The sequence below is a fragment of the Bradyrhizobium sp. Pa8 genome (assembly GCF_052588265.1).
In genome coordinates this window covers 4,587,233-4,599,468 of record NZ_CP176767.1, presented here as the reverse complement: position 1 = coordinate 4,599,468, position 12,236 = coordinate 4,587,233, and the positions used below count along the sequence as shown (strand labels likewise).

16 protein-coding genes and 1 pseudogene are annotated in these 12,236 nt (G+C 59.8%); 1 reads left to right on the top strand and 16 read right to left on the bottom strand.

Annotated elements, in window-relative coordinates; all coding sequences use genetic code 11:
• Window positions 1-744 precede the first annotated feature (744 nt).
• Window positions 745-969 carry a hypothetical protein gene (locus ACKWRH_RS20920; protein ID WP_445222137.1) on the bottom strand — a complete coding sequence of 75 codons (225 nt, stop codon included), beginning with the start codon at window positions 967-969 and terminating at the stop codon, window positions 745-747.
• Window positions 970-1,448: 479 nt separating this feature from the next.
• Between ACKWRH_RS20920 and ACKWRH_RS20915 the strand changes: the two are divergent.
• A pseudogene (locus tag ACKWRH_RS20915) lies at window positions 1,449-1,508 on the top strand (DUF3892 domain-containing protein); the annotation flags it as partial.
• A gap of 22 nt (window positions 1,509-1,530) precedes the next feature.
• Here ACKWRH_RS20915 and ACKWRH_RS20910 read toward each other — a convergent pair.
• From ACKWRH_RS20910 to ACKWRH_RS20840, 15 genes are all read right to left on the bottom strand, one after another.
• Window positions 1,531-2,106 (bottom strand): hypothetical protein, encoded by a 576-nt coding sequence (locus ACKWRH_RS20910; RefSeq protein WP_445222654.1) that lies wholly within the window; start codon window positions 2,104-2,106, stop codon window positions 1,531-1,533.
• Between the two features lie 33 nt (window positions 2,107-2,139).
• Window positions 2,140-2,763: a glycoside hydrolase family protein gene (locus ACKWRH_RS20905; RefSeq protein WP_445222136.1), complete on the bottom strand. Its 624-nt coding sequence runs from the start codon at window positions 2,761-2,763 to the stop codon at window positions 2,140-2,142.
• Complete coding sequence (locus tag ACKWRH_RS20900; RefSeq protein WP_445222135.1) at window positions 2,760-3,017, bottom strand: DUF7940 domain-containing protein; 258 nt, start codon at window positions 3,015-3,017, stop codon at window positions 2,760-2,762. Before ACKWRH_RS20900 ends, ACKWRH_RS20905 begins: the two co-directional genes overlap by 4 nt.
• Window positions 3,018-3,411: 394 nt before the next feature.
• The gene (locus tag ACKWRH_RS20895) at window positions 3,412-5,415 is read right to left on the bottom strand and encodes a hypothetical protein (RefSeq protein WP_445222134.1); all 2,004 of its coding nucleotides are present in this window, start codon (window positions 5,413-5,415) and stop codon (window positions 3,412-3,414) included.
• Window positions 5,412-5,585, bottom strand: a complete 174-nt coding sequence (locus tag ACKWRH_RS20890; protein WP_445222133.1) for a hypothetical protein — start codon at window positions 5,583-5,585, stop codon at window positions 5,412-5,414. The genes ACKWRH_RS20895 and ACKWRH_RS20890 overlap by 4 nt, the downstream gene beginning before the upstream one ends.
• Before the next feature lie 268 nt (window positions 5,586-5,853).
• Window positions 5,854-6,102, bottom strand: coding sequence for a hypothetical protein (locus ACKWRH_RS20885; RefSeq protein WP_445222132.1), 249 nt, complete (start codon window positions 6,100-6,102; stop codon window positions 5,854-5,856).
• The gene (locus tag ACKWRH_RS20880) at window positions 6,102-6,440 is read right to left on the bottom strand and encodes a P27 family phage terminase small subunit (protein WP_445222131.1); all 339 of its coding nucleotides are present in this window, start codon (window positions 6,438-6,440) and stop codon (window positions 6,102-6,104) included. Before ACKWRH_RS20880 ends, ACKWRH_RS20885 begins: the two co-directional genes overlap by 1 nt.
• Window positions 6,441-6,756: 316 nt before the next feature.
• Window positions 6,757-6,969, bottom strand: a complete 213-nt coding sequence (locus ACKWRH_RS20875) for a hypothetical protein (RefSeq protein WP_445222130.1) — start codon at window positions 6,967-6,969, stop codon at window positions 6,757-6,759.
• A complete protein-coding gene (locus tag ACKWRH_RS20870) occupies window positions 6,966-7,478 on the bottom strand; it encodes an HK97 family phage prohead protease (protein WP_445222129.1) in 513 nt (170 codons plus the stop codon). Before ACKWRH_RS20870 ends, ACKWRH_RS20875 begins: the two co-directional genes overlap by 4 nt.
• A 161-nt stretch (window positions 7,479-7,639) precedes the next feature.
• Entirely contained in the window at window positions 7,640-8,206 is a 567-nt protein-coding gene (locus ACKWRH_RS20865; RefSeq protein ID WP_445222128.1) for a hypothetical protein, read from the bottom strand.
• Window positions 8,207-8,737: a hypothetical protein gene (locus ACKWRH_RS20860; protein WP_445222127.1), complete on the bottom strand. Its 531-nt coding sequence runs from the start codon at window positions 8,735-8,737 to the stop codon at window positions 8,207-8,209.
• A 193-nt stretch (window positions 8,738-8,930) separates the two neighbouring features.
• A complete protein-coding gene (locus ACKWRH_RS20855) occupies window positions 8,931-9,488 on the bottom strand; it encodes a hypothetical protein (RefSeq protein WP_445222126.1) in 558 nt (185 codons plus the stop codon).
• A 447-nt stretch (window positions 9,489-9,935) separates the two neighbouring features.
• Window positions 9,936-11,138 carry an AAA family ATPase gene (locus tag ACKWRH_RS20850; RefSeq protein WP_445222125.1) on the bottom strand — a complete coding sequence of 401 codons (1,203 nt, stop codon included), beginning with the start codon at window positions 11,136-11,138 and terminating at the stop codon, window positions 9,936-9,938.
• Window positions 11,138-11,977 carry a DUF7146 domain-containing protein gene (locus ACKWRH_RS20845; protein ID WP_445222124.1) on the bottom strand — a complete coding sequence of 280 codons (840 nt, stop codon included), beginning with the start codon at window positions 11,975-11,977 and terminating at the stop codon, window positions 11,138-11,140. Before ACKWRH_RS20845 ends, ACKWRH_RS20850 begins: the two co-directional genes overlap by 1 nt.
• Window positions 11,961-12,227: a hypothetical protein gene (locus tag ACKWRH_RS20840; RefSeq protein WP_445222123.1), complete on the bottom strand. Its 267-nt coding sequence runs from the start codon at window positions 12,225-12,227 to the stop codon at window positions 11,961-11,963. The genes ACKWRH_RS20845 and ACKWRH_RS20840 overlap by 17 nt, the downstream gene beginning before the upstream one ends.
• Window positions 12,228-12,236: the final 9 nt, after the last annotated feature.

Sequence of the window (12,236 nt, the reverse complement as noted above, 5' to 3'; positions counted from 1 at the left end):
ACCGCCTGCAGTCATCATGGATTAAAGCCCACCAGCGCCTTCCCCCACCCATCATGGAAACAGGATCCCCGCTCCATCACGGCAGCGCTGGCGCTTGCCGCGAGACATACGCACACCTTTTAGGTTGTTATTCTATTTAATGAGTCAACAAGGTTGTGGGAATCTGGCAGCTACCTTCCGGCGTAGCGATTGGCTACGCTATTTTTACGGGAGTTTTTGATTATGGCTAAAGTGCCTCCATTCCACTCAAAGAAGCCGAACACAAAAAACGTCTATCACGACAACAACAAATGCACTGAAGGCAACAATATCGAAAGGCAGTATCTTGCTCAGGGAACTGGCGGTCGTCCCCGATGTGAGCACTGCAGCCGGCTAGCCTAAGCCCTTGCGGGCTGTGGTGCGAGCACCGGTTGATTCCACCACAGCCTCACACGCGGCACCGAGCATTCGCTCGGACCTACGCTATCGGCATGGAGCCCAAACAACAATGGCGACACCAAGGGGCTGAGCTTGCCGCGCTTTATGCCAAGGAAGCTATGATGGAGCGAGCGCGCGCCAGAGCTGCGCGTTTTATGCAGGAGTATTCGATAAAGACATGACCACAGAAGACGAAAACAAGCCCCGCAGGACACGCGCGCCAATCCACGACATGCCCCTCTACCCCAGCGAAGCGCAGATTGCGCGAGCGGTGCTGGGTGATCGGCCGTAGACCATCCTCAGGCGTTCGTCAGGAACGCTGCAGTATCAAGGCCGCTCTTTCTTGCAACCTAATGCGACCGGGTCGAAATCCAGCGCAGTCCATTGATTGCCCTGCTCAAGGTGTGTTGCGTCGACAACGTACCCGGTGTCTTTTATGGCTAACCCGCACATGGCTGCGGCGCCGAGGCGAGTCGCCATCCGCCGGGAAATGAGCGGCTCGTTCTCCTTGGGCTCGTAGAGAAGAACCTTGTAGACAGTGACCTTAGTCATCCCCACGTCTCTCTGGATGCAGCTCGATATCTTGCTGGGGCCTTTCCGGGCCACCCGAGGCCGATTTTATCCGCGCGCTTGCTTCACCCCCCCCCCTGAAATTAGGGGCAATCCACCTCAGCGCAATTGAAGCAGCGCGAGCACGACTCGGCGTCGGGAAGCAGATCGACGCTGTCCCTGCCGCGCTCGCGCTGCCAGCGAAGTTGGCGGCGTGTGACTGTCCCTACCACACGCCGCAAACTTCGGTGGCCGGCCTGGCCACCGTGAATGGCAAGGCTAACCACCGCGCTCCCGCGGTGACGGTAGGCCCCGGGGAGCTACCAAGTAGTATCGCGGAGAGGGACTGCAGGGCACCTACCAGGATTGGCGGCCGCCTATTCCACGGCCCGAGTCTAAGCTGGTCACATAGCCTTGCAGACGTAGGAGAAACCCTCGTGGCTAAACTCGCACGCATTCATTGCATCAATAAGACCGACAAGATGAATCCCCACGAGAGGATTGAAAGTGTCGGCGGTGTATATCCAAACGGAAGTCGATGGAGGCAATCTGTCAGTCAAACAATCAAAGACATCGAAAGTGGCGAATGGGAGTTCTATAATGCATCGGCCTGGCTGAAACTTGCTCACCTTTCGCCGCGCGCTCGATAATCTGCTTTCTCTCAGGCTCTTTCATCTTGATAAGCGCGTCCATCTCAACGCCCTTATCAAGACTGGTGCCAGCGATCTTATGGAGGTCGTCGCCCAGTTCCTTCCCCCTCCGAGCAGCCTGCCGAATTGTTCTCTCGTCTTTGCCCGACGTTTTGGCTGTTTCCTTCGTGAACGCAACGGAAGATTTTTCCGTTGCGTCGCCCTTTCCCATTGCGGCGTTCGCGGCGCGCGCTCCTATCGCCTTGGGAGACCCGTTAATCTCCTCCCACGCCTCCTGGCGCCTACGAATATGCAACGCCTTCTCGGCTTGCACCTGCTCCCACACCTCTTTCCGCCGCTTGATATCCCCAACTAAATATTGGCGTGATCCGGTGCACTGCGACTTGCCTTCCCGCTCCGGTTGCGCTTTGTACCTACTCCAGGCTACCCTACCTAGTTCGAGTGGGTTAGGCCCAGCCCATGACATCATCGCCAGCAGCGCGCCCTTCATTTTCTCAACCATGCGGGGAAAAATGCCGAGTATTCACAGTTTCGAACAAGCGATGAAAGCAGTAGCGGGCTCGTCAGCCACCTTCTTTGCCTGATCTGCGTCCAGTTGCGTGGCGCGGGCCTTGATAGCGCTGGCCTGCGCGGGAGCGCCCTTGAGGTATGAGAGGCACATCTTCTGGTCGTCGCGACGTCGGTTGATTAGCCCCTTCACAACAACGCCACGCGCGCGGATATACCAGCCGTTATAATTGCCGTTCTTGTCCTTGGTGAGCAGCGCTTCGCACGCGCCCTTGAAGTCGCCCGCGTTAATCTTGGCCACCATCGGCGACTTGCACACCGCACCAGTGCCGGCGTTGTAAGACGTCGTAATCATCGCGGCGCGGACACTGTCGGGAGCGTCAACGTGAATGCACTCGCCAATGCGAGCGTCGTATTCTTTCAAGCGCACCGACAGCCTGTCCGACCAGAACTTTTCGTCGTGCGTCTCGCCGCACTTGACGCCTTCGGTTTCGCCATAGCCGCCAGTACACGGCTGGCCCGTGCCAACGCGGTCAACCTTCACGGTCGGCCAATAGCCCTCGGACTGCTTAACGGCGGGCAGCACCATGGCCATGGCGGCAGCGCTCGCAACCGTGATTGCTGTTTTGCGTACGGTCATGCGCCACCCCCGACGTCGGCGGGCGGAACCTGCTTCACGAGGCGGAGGTAGCCAATGAGGCCGTAACCGGCGCAGCTCAATGCAAGGAAAAACCACGGGTTGAACACGTCAACGAACGCTGCCAGGCCAAGGACGGCGCCCGTTAGGACGAACATGAACAGGCTTGCGCGCACGGACCAAAGTCGGTGCAGATCGGTGCGCCAATTATCGATGAGCGTGGGCGCGCGGGCGCGCACCCAAGAAATTGGGGACATTTTGAATGGTCCTTTGGTGGGGATGGGTGGCGATTCAGCCGCAGGATCGATTGGCGGCGGATGTCAAGTAGCTAATGGCGTACTTGCACGGAGGGGTTGTGAGGAATATGGTCCGCGCCGAAACTTGGCGTCTAGGGGGAATGCTGAAGCGTCATCTTTTGCGGCGCGTATCTCGATACTCGGCCAAAGCCAGTAGCAGAAGCCGACGAGTGTGATGCCGAGGCCGACAACAACTGAGATGAGCTTCGCCAGGCCGGCGGCGCTCCCCCAATCGAAGTCGTTCCAACGCCGGCGCAGTAGGGCATGCTGATCCTTGCTCATAACGCCAAGGTTGCATAAACTCTGACCGTCGGTCCACCACAACCGCGTATTTTAAGTCACCTGTAGTCGGTCATCACAACCTTGCGTTTGCCGTCCAATGACAGCTAATCGCCACCTGAGTTCCTGCCGTAACAGAGCAATACGTCCTGAACCCGTTTTCGCCAATGAGGTCGACAGTAGTAGGAGTTACGTCAACGCCGTTAACACGATCGTATATTTTATTCGTAGCGCCCGTGAGGTCTGAATAGATAGTGACCGTTGGGGCTGCCCTCTTGGCCTTTTTGAATCTTGGGGAAACTCCGCCAAGGTTGAACGATCCAGATGCGGACCCAAAAAAGCTACACTCTGCGCCTGCGGCTGTGGCGGCAGTCGGTGGCGTGGAATAATTATACGATTTCTCCCAGTAGCGCTTGCACAGTTGAAGCTCCTCGGCGAACGACGGAACTACAAACGATGGGGCTGCGCCTCCCTCGTATATGCCAACATCGAAAAGATCGAAGTTGTTGCCGTTGGTGGCGAAAATGTTTGCTTGTCCTGCGGCCATCAGCATGACCTGCATCAAGATGCCAACGGTATTGTCTTTCGCCCATGTGTTTCCGGTGGGCCCCGCGATCGTCACCGTTTTGACGACGTCGGTATTCACCTCACCCGCTGAGATGGTGAAGGAACCCGACACCGCATCGGTCGAGGCGGCATTGAGAAATTGAACTGCATAAGTCCCCGCGACCGAAGTTTTTACACCGAGCGAAACCGTCACCGCCTTCGCGCTAGCTGACCCATAGAGAAGATCAGCAACGCGGTATCCTTCGATCTTTTGCTGGAGCCAGCAGAATGATGACCCCACAGTCGCCTGAGCAGCGGTAACCGTAAGCCTGATACGGTTTGGAGACCCTCCGGGCGTGGACGCGGCAATCTGCGCTACGCTGAATGTACCGGAGCCCATTGAGGTGGGCTGTATCGACCACTGGTCAACGGGGTAATAGCCGCTCGTTGTTCCGGCGGTAGTCCCGTTCTCCTGCGACACCATCATGGCACCGTTGATGATGTAATTCTTTTTGGTGATGCCGATGTTGGCGCGAGCCTGCGCCTGCTGAGCGGCAGTCAATGACTGCGCGCCGCCATAGCGAACCACACCGAGGTTGGTCGAAGCTGTCGCGGCGCTCGCCAGGTCCGACAGATTATTCGCCGCGGTAAGATCGCCCGCGCCTGGCTGACCGACTACATTCAAATTCCAGTCGGCAAGCGTGCCGCTGCCATTGGTCTTGTCGGCCGTCATGGTGAGCGTCGTGCCGCTGTAGGTCGCGAGCCCTTCCATCCAGTTCGATGTATTCGCCGCCGAACTGGCGCGCACGCGCGCACCGTTCTGATAGGCCAACCCCGCCTGCGTCGTGAACGCCTTAGAGCCCGTTCCGACCGCGAGCGATGTCGTTGACGTGCCGCCATAGCCAGCGCCGGTGAGGCCGATGGCGCCGGTGTCGCCCTTAGACGCCAGCACCTGCCAATAAGTCGAGTTCGGCGGCGTGTGATTGGTGTGGTCGAGAATGCAAACGTAGCTCGATCCGTTCAACGCAACGACGTCGTTGGATGCGTAGGCAGTTGCGCCGCTCCACGCACCCTTGACCTGGAACGCCTTGTAGATGCCCTGGTAAACCCAGGTGCCGCCAGACTTGACCCACTGCTTGCCGGTCGTCGGCTGCATGGCGTACTGGCCGTCATTGCCAAGCGACGGATCGGGCGTGGTTTGGTTGATATCGACGAACACGAAGAAGCCGGACGTGTTGAGCGCCCCAACGAGCTGGTCAACCGACCGCGCGTAGGTCTCGCCGACAATGCGCTGCTGCGACACCTTGTAAACCGCGTAAGTCGCGCCGCTAATCGTAGCGCCAGGCCATGGCGTGATGACCAAATGCGTGTCATCGGTTACGTCTGTGATCGGGACGACGTAATGGCCGCTCTGGAAAAGATCCCCAGGCTTGACGTTGCCGGCGCTAGACCAAATCGTGCCGGTGCCCGTCACGACGGTGCCGTCTGCGGAAACTGCAACGGTGCCGGTGGAGTATGAAGAGAGTGCGGTCAATTTGAATTCTTCTTTGCTTCGATGCGCTCAAGCGCCTCTGTAATCCGCAACCATTTGCCATCGACCTTCCGCCAGACCTTGCCGGTCGAAGGTTGGAATGCGATCCAGCCGTATGCACCCGGCGGTGGTTCAGTGAGTTCGGGCGGAAGCGCCCCGAGATTTATCTTCATTGGTGGTCCCCTATCCTCTTCAGCAACTGCGCCCGCAGCCCCAGCACCACCTCGACCGGCTCACGGTCGCAGCCGATTAGCGACCGTGGCTCACGATCCAGAGGACACGCTGCGAACTTTGACCGGCCGAGTGCTGCGGCTAGCGCGATTTTCAGGTCGCGCAGTTCGTACTGATCGCTGGTGGCAAGGCCCCGCCGAAATAGCGCAACGGCCTCGGTGGTTACGTGCGCAGAATGGCGCCGTCTGTCTCGTTTTAGGCGCGCGGGCATCAGCGCGGCTCACCGAACTCGGTCAAAGCCCAAGGCTGATGCGTATCTTTGAACGTCGACATGAACTCGGCACCGAAGCGCTGCCACGCCGCGCGCGCCTCTTCCCGGTCTGGCCGACCGTAGGCGTCGGTCTCAATGCCCGCGTCCGCCAGCTCGCCAAAAAAATCGAATTCGCTGGAGAAGACGCACTCCCAGGCATCAAGGCCAGCGGTCGCGTGCCTTCTATTCTTGCGCGTGCGGACCGGCATCAGCGACGGTTCCCATAGTCGGCCGTGCGAGGCGCGCGCGGCGTCTCTGGACCGTCCACGCCGTCAAGCGCTAGCTCGCGCAGCAGCCTGGCAAAGCCAATCCTTGCGTCGCGCTCAATAGCTACTTCCGGCCGCGGTTTGGGGCAGCCGAAGCGGTCGAGGTATGTCATGCCCTCGGTCTGAATCACCGCGCGCGCCGATTGGGCGCTGTCCCACGCTTCCGCGGCCAGTTGCAGTAAGCGAAGGTGATGAGGTTCTAGATCGAAATCGCAGATAACCGCGCGCCACCATTTTTTGGTAGCGGGCTCAAGGTGGGCGGGTGGTCTTGGTGATGTCACGCACAGGTCTCCAAATTATTGTTTGAACCGGGGCAGCGCGCACGATTGTAAGTGGGGGCCGCCGGTAGCTAGTGGCGGCGGTGGGAGAGATCGCGGACACCCCCCCGGGGGTGGGCCTAGCCAATCGGCTCAGTCGATGGCGGTCGCCGACGAACCTCATCAACGACGTCGACATATTCCACCGGGCCCCGCACCACGATAACGAACTGCATAGTAAAAGGCTCGCCCCGAACGCCAACCACTTCGCACGCTCGCCACGTTCGCTTGCCACGCTCGTCGCGCACCGCGAATTCCGCCGCGTAGTTCTCAACCGGAATCACGCGGCTACCTTCCGTAGCTGCAAGGCCTCGCCGTCACTCGCGATGAATTCGAACGCATCGCCGGCCGATGGGTGCACGACGCCTGCCTCGCGCAACAACTTGCGAGTTATCGCGTGCGCGACGCCATGGGCATCGACAAGCCATAGCCGGCCAAGACCATCGTCAGCGACAATGCGCTGTAGGGTTCCGAATTTCATGGTGCTCATCATACCAACGGTATTCTGCGGGCCAGCATCTTCGCCTCAATGCGACGGCGGGCTGCTGTGTTGTTGCCCACTGCCCGACTGATCTGAGCTGAAGTGTCCTTGCCGTAGGCTCCCCACAGGACCAAAGAAATCTCAAACAGTTTGGCCTCGGTAATCAGCCGCTTCGGAATGTCGCCAGAGTCGTCCCACTGCTCGACCACCGGGGTGAAAGATACGCTCACCTCATTGACCGTGCCGTTGCCCACAGTGGCCAACGCCTCTTGCCCGAGCGGCGCATCGGGATTCGGCTGCAGTTCATAATAAAGGCCGGCGTTGGTCGACCGCAATTTCAAGGTGCCATTGCTGACACGCCCGAGCGGCCTAGAGGAGTCGTGAGCCCACAGCGCGGCGACGTCCGGATTTTGCGCGAGGTGCCTGTCGAATGAGGCCGGCGCGAAGCGTTCCTCAAACAAACCGGCGATGATGGCCGGCTTGTTCCACGAGATCGCCCAACCAGAGATCTTATCGGTCACGCTGCGCCGCCCTCAGTCGCTTCTCGCGCTTGGCCTGCATGAGCTTGCGGGCAATCACGGCGGGTGAGTCCGTGCTTTCGGAGTGCCGGCTTTCGCCAGGCAATTTGACGCTGCGGCGGACTGGCTTCCGGTCCGCGACGTCGGAGGTGCGTTCGGATCCCTTAGACATTGTGACCAGCCTCCCGCGCTTCCTTCACAAAATAGCTGATCTTCCCATCGCGCCTATCGCCAAGAAAGAACGGGCGCACAATACGCAAGTAGCCCGGGTTCACGTCCTCGCGCTCCAGATCGTCAAGCAATTCATCGTGCGACTGACGGGCGACTTCCACCTCAGCCAGCAACCTGCACAGGGCGCCGAGACGGCGGGCGTATTCGGGTCGCGCATTGTCACAAACTAACTTGCTTGCACCATTGCGGGCCTCATCGAGCCGCTTTTTGATCACGACCAGTGCCGTCTCGACATCGGTGATTTCGCCGAGAACTTCGGAGCGGCGCTTTCTAAGTTGCGGTGCGGCTCCTTCATCATCGCCTAAGAGGCGCGACACGCCGGCTGAATAGGCTGACTTCGGCTGTTCCTCGATCTTTTTATCGAGATCAGAGCGTTCGCTTCTCAGCTTAGACAGCAGGGCGCTCAATTCACTCTGCCGTTGCAATAGTGCCGCATAGGCAGGGTCGGCCTCAGCGAGGCTCAACACGCGGAATTCGTCAGCGTTTTTCTTGGTTGCCACTTAACTAACCTTTCCAAAAACTTCGTCCAAAACGTCCGCAACCGCGGCAGCATTCAGTGCGGTTGACTTATGGTGACCGCGCAGCGCCCAATGTGCAGGATCGGCGCCGGCCGCGATGAAGCGATTGACCTCACCACTCGGCTTGTGGATCGCCACGGAGCGTGCACTGCAGGACACTTCGATCTGAGATTTACGCGCCTCCGCAACGCCAGATCGGGCATCCTCAACTAGGAGCGCAACGGCGACCGGTGCATTGGGAATCGAGGCCAGTGCCGCTGCCAAGTTGATGCCACCGGGAGTCAGACTGTGATACGAGCGAAGCGCCGCGACTGCCGTGTGCAGCTCGGTATCTGCGGCCAGCGCGACAATGAGGTCAAGCACGCCATCCTCGTCGAGGTCTGGCGCAACGCCCGGCGCGCCAGAAGGCAAGATGCCCGCCTCCTGCAAACGCCTCGCGATGCCGGTGCTTCGCGATCGGGGAAAGCCAATGTGGGTCTGGATGGAATCCAGACATGCATTAAGTGAGGCCATCGTGGGGCCTGATCCTTTCAGATTTGGATGTTGCGATTAGGGGGTGAAATAAAAAGCCGCCCAGCGGCTTCACGGCTCAGGGCCGGAAAAAGGTGCGCCGGGATCGAACCGGCGCTAGTTTCTTACACGTCACGTCGGGCCACAAATTGTGGCCTTCAAAGCGATACGTTCCCAACTGTGGCGAAATCTGGATTTACGCAGCCTGCCTCCGGCGCGGCCGGTTTCGGCGGGCCTCCGTCAGCACATTGTCGTTAGCGGCCAGCAGGCGTTTGGCGTCTATTGCGCGGATCATGGCGTCCTCAACGGCACCGAATTGCATCAGCCGGCTGCCGCTTGTAGCCGGGATCGTGCGGCCAGCTAAGAATTCAGCGCCCTCCGCAACGCCTGGCGCGTATTCGCACCAGCGGGCGGCCGCGGTCTCGCTGAAATACCACCCATCGCGCACCGGCTTGGTGGTGGCCTCGGGTTCGTCCAAATGTAACGCTGGCGTTACATTTGCCTTGGGCTGACGGCGCTTACCTTTGCTCTGGCGGTACTGCTCGCCACAGGGGTGCCAGCGGCCGTCCAGGCCCAGCCATTGCGTCATGTCGGCATTAAAGGTTTTGCGGGCCGCCGCGTCGAGCTGGGCGCCATAGGCCGGCCCGTAGCCGACGAAGCGGCGGTGAAGAATGCGGTTCAGTTCGTCAGGACGCGGACGCATCTCGATAACGCGGTCGGCGGCTGGCGGCGTGTTGTCGTTAGCGTGGTGCATTTGAGTCCTCGTGTACTTGGGGTGCGCTTGGCCGTCTGCGCGGCCCGATTGCTGCGAAACCGTGTTTTGGTTTCCATTTTGCACGCGCGGAAATTCTTCTGGGGCCGCGGGTCCTTAGATGATGGTGGAGGGGATCCGATATGCCCCGCCCGCGCGGAAACTGCGCGCACAATTTTCATTCGCGCACAGTAGCTAACCATATGTAATCATAGGATTTCTTCGCACGGCGCGCCGATAGCGGCGCCCTAGGAAGATGGGTGCACAGCGCTCGCGCACAGTCTCTCCCTGTGTGTGGGTGTGATAAATCACACACCACACAGCAAACATATGGTTGTTGTCCAAATTCGTGCGTCACGCGCATTCGAGTAAGTCCTTACAAATAGTATGATATTCGTCATATCGCGCTACTGTGCGCGGCTGTTTTGCGCGCGCACAGTTCGCGCACAGTCAGATTGTGAGGTTGGCCGCCGACCTTGCGCTAGTCTCCGCGGCGTGCCTGTCAGCGCGCGCCTCAACGGCAGCCTCGTGACCGCGCTTTGTGAGTTTCCAACCCTTGCGCGCCACGTCGATTAGTTTCCGCTTGAGTAGACGGTCTTTGGCGTGACGGACTCGATCTCGGTTCAGGTCACCCGAGGGCGTGTACCAGCACAGGCTCTGAGCTAGGTCTGCAAGCGAAGCCCCCTTGCCCTGCTCTATCGCCAGCAACACGGCATCATCATCGTTGCGCGCCTTGTCTGCGCGCTTGACGCTTTCGCCCTTGGTTAGCGCCTCAGCCATCACTGTAGGGACCGGACGGCCCTTGCTGTCGACGAGCGATGGCGCCGTAACGGTCTTGAGCTCAAAATGGATTGGCTCGAAGTCTGGGCCTCGGTGCTTGCCCTGCCAATGCATCTTGACGGTTTCGCCCTTATTTAGAGTCAGATTCCCATCAACCTCCGCAATGAACGCTCCACCGCCGCGGGGCAACAGGTTCGATGGATCTGCATTCTTCACGGGATGGCATGCTGCATAGACTGAAGGTTTGCCCGGCAGAGTTGTCAGCTTACGCAAGCTCCGCGCGTGTGCGCCAAGCTGTGTGTTGCTATTCTCATCGTCGCCATGGAAATAGGCCGCGCTGGTGTCAACCACGATCATATCGGCACCTCCTATCTTGTCGACGTCGGCCTTAATGCGCTCGAACATCTCAGCCACGCTGAATGTTCCAGCGATGAAGTGCACGTCGACGCAGTCTGGGTCGAAATCCAGGTGATGCGCCATCGCAATCCAACGCATGCGAACGTCGTCTGGGTTTTCACCAGCGAAGTAAACGACGCGGCCCTTCTCAACCTCACGATCACCAAGCGGCTTCCCCAACATCGTAAGCGCCGCTAGCAAGAGCAGCACCGCCGTCTTACCCGTGCCGGTCATGGCGGTGGTGCTGTAGAGGTAGCCCTTCTGCGAAACTCCATCGATGTGATAGTCGGGCGGCTGAAACCCGCGGATGAATTCGGCGCTGGTCTGAATGCCGGGATAGCTGTCCTTCTGTTTTGCAGAAGCTGTGTTGCCAGCCGACTTTACGGGGGGCGCGTTGTCGTTCGCCGGCTTGGGTGGCACCTCGGCTTCGTTGAACTTGCTGCCGGGCTGCGACGTCCATTTTTTAAGAGGCGCCATCACGCGGCACCCCGCATGTCAGCGAAGTCGCTGCCAATCTCCGGTGGCGCAACAATTTCCACCCCCCTCCTCGCCTCGTGCCAGCGCCGTCCGCATGCGTTGGCAGCAGACATTCCGGCGTGGTCTTGGTCGGCGAAAACGGTCAGGCATTCGATGCCGCTCAACACCGGAAGCGCCGCCATCGTGCCCGCCGACAGCGTTGCCCAGATCGGAGCGAAGCCTGTCGCTAGACAAGTCTCGATGCCCTCACCGATGCCGAGTCCATATTCAACGTCGGCGTCGTCCGAGAGACGAACAACGGCGCCACGGGCGCGGCCATACATCTTGCGGGTGATCTTGCGTCCGCCGCTGTCCAAGTATGTGACGTGAACGCCGCAAGGCGCGTTGGTGACAATATCCGTCATCAGCGCAACCATTGTGCGATCATTGGCACGGAAGCGGGCGGCGCCACCCGAATAGCTCAGGCCGCGGCTCGCAAGGTAGGTTTCCGCTAGCGTTCCGGGAATCGGGGTGGCGTGCGCCCACCGTTGCAAGGCGCTGCGGATGCGCGCTGGCTCGTCGTCGTCATGCTCGCGCAGTTTAATTACCGGCGTGTCATCATTGGCGGGCTCGCGGCGCCAGTCATCCGGCAGCCCGAGGCGTTCGCGGACGTGGTCTTTGCACTGTTGCCAATCATCGCCCGCGAAGCTGGTGACGCTGAATGTGCCATCGGCCCTGAACCTGACCTTGAGGCTGCGGTCATTCCGGCTGTGGCCAGGGCCCGGGCAAAGAACGTAATCGCGGACGGCTTTGCCGCCGAGGGCGCTGGCGATAGAGCGGAGGTTAGTGCTGGCTGGCATGGGCGGAAAGCTCCAAGAGTTTCGCAAGGGCAAGATCAGAAATCGCGCGGTTGAACTGCTCGCCAAAAGCGGCAGTTCGCTCGCTGAAAGCGTTGGGCGCAACGGTCCAGGACCTCTCACCTGGGCGCTGCCGCAGAGCGAGGTTGTAGAGGCGTAGGTGGTTATTCAGCTCAAGATCGAAGCGCGCGAGCGTCGTCGAGCCCGGTGGGCTTGGTCTGATGTCGATTATTCGCAATGTGGAATTCCCCATTTTGGGGCT

Coding starts and splice junctions, on each gene's coding strand:
- ACKWRH_RS20920 (WP_445222137.1), bottom strand. CDS start 969: ATGACTAAGGTCACTGTCTACAAGGTTCTTCTCTACGAGCCCAAGGAG.
- ACKWRH_RS20885 (WP_445222132.1), bottom strand. CDS start 6,102: ATGCCGGTCCGCACGCGCAAGAATAGAAGGCACGCGACCGCTGGCCTT.
- ACKWRH_RS20840 (WP_445222123.1), bottom strand. CDS start 12,227: ATGGGGAATTCCACATTGCGAATAATCGACATCAGACCAAGCCCACCG.
- ACKWRH_RS20860 (WP_445222127.1), bottom strand. CDS start 8,737: ATGGCCTCACTTAATGCATGTCTGGATTCCATCCAGACCCACATTGGC.
- ACKWRH_RS20905 (WP_445222136.1), bottom strand. CDS start 2,763: ATGACCGTACGCAAAACAGCAATCACGGTTGCGAGCGCTGCCGCCATG.
- ACKWRH_RS20855 (WP_445222126.1), bottom strand. CDS start 9,488: ATGCACCACGCTAACGACAACACGCCGCCAGCCGCCGACCGCGTTATC.
- ACKWRH_RS20845 (WP_445222124.1), bottom strand. CDS start 11,977: ATGCCAGCCAGCACTAACCTCCGCTCTATCGCCAGCGCCCTCGGCGGC.
- ACKWRH_RS20890 (WP_445222133.1), bottom strand. CDS start 5,585: ATGAAGATAAATCTCGGGGCGCTTCCGCCCGAACTCACTGAACCACCG.
- ACKWRH_RS20850 (WP_445222125.1), bottom strand. CDS start 11,138: ATGGCGCCTCTTAAAAAATGGACGTCGCAGCCCGGCAGCAAGTTCAAC.
- ACKWRH_RS20910 (WP_445222654.1), bottom strand. CDS start 2,106: ATGAAGGGCGCGCTGCTGGCGATGATGTCATGGGCTGGGCCTAACCCA.
- ACKWRH_RS20900 (WP_445222135.1), bottom strand. CDS start 3,017: ATGTCCCCAATTTCTTGGGTGCGCGCCCGCGCGCCCACGCTCATCGAT.
- ACKWRH_RS20875 (WP_445222130.1), bottom strand. CDS start 6,969: ATGATGAGCACCATGAAATTCGGAACCCTACAGCGCATTGTCGCTGAC.